The 716-nt window shown below is 58.0% G+C and carries 1 protein-coding gene; it reads right to left on the reverse strand.

Annotated elements, in window-relative coordinates; translation table 11 throughout:
• On the reverse strand, positions 1-636 hold a 636-nt coding region (locus tag NKI01_RS30815; protein WP_352965861.1), incomplete at its 3' end, for a TetR/AcrR family transcriptional regulator.
• Positions 637-716: the final 80 nt, after the last annotated feature.

Raw genomic sequence — 716 nt, forward strand, 5'->3', positions numbered from 1 at the left:
GTGGTCGTTGCCACCGTGCGCGGCGATGAACATGGCGACGGCCGACCGGCAATAGGATTCGATTTCGTTGTCGTCCTCTGCTCTCGCCTCATCGAAGCGTGCGATAATCAGGAGATCGGATCCTTTGATAAGCGCGGCAAACAAGCGGGCGGACCGGAGAGGGTCGGTCACGTTCAGAACCGCCTTCGCGTGCAACTGACGCAACAGGGCCTCGATTTGGGCGATGACATGGGCGGGGCCGGCTTCGTAATGGAGCTTGCTTAACGACTTTTGATTCGTCTTGTCGGCCATGATCATGGCTTCGACACTGCGGACGTCCGGGTTCAACAGCGTGCGAAGCAGGGATGATCCCACCGCCATGAGCTGATCTTCGGCCGAACCGTCGACGCCTTCAAAAAGGGCCTGTGGTGCAAACTGATGGCAGCGGGCCGCGATGGCCGCGCTGAACAGCGCCTCCTTGTTCTCGAAGTGCCGATAGATGCTGAGCTTGGATATCTTCGCTCGCTGGGCGACCTTGTCCAATGTCGTCGCATGAAAACCCAATTCCTCAAAGAGTTCGCACGCGGCGTCGACTATCGTTTGGCCAAGCGCCTCATTGGCGGGCCGGCCGCGCCGGCCCTGGCTGTTTTCGGTCACGACAATTCCAGTCCTTGACAGTATCATAATTCTTGAATTACGATACCACGCAGTGTCAAAAATGTGCAAGCCAGGCCCAA

The sequence above is a fragment of the Mesorhizobium sp. M0815 genome, assembly GCF_040319995.1.
Taxonomy (GTDB): domain Bacteria; phylum Pseudomonadota; class Alphaproteobacteria; order Rhizobiales; family Rhizobiaceae; genus Mesorhizobium.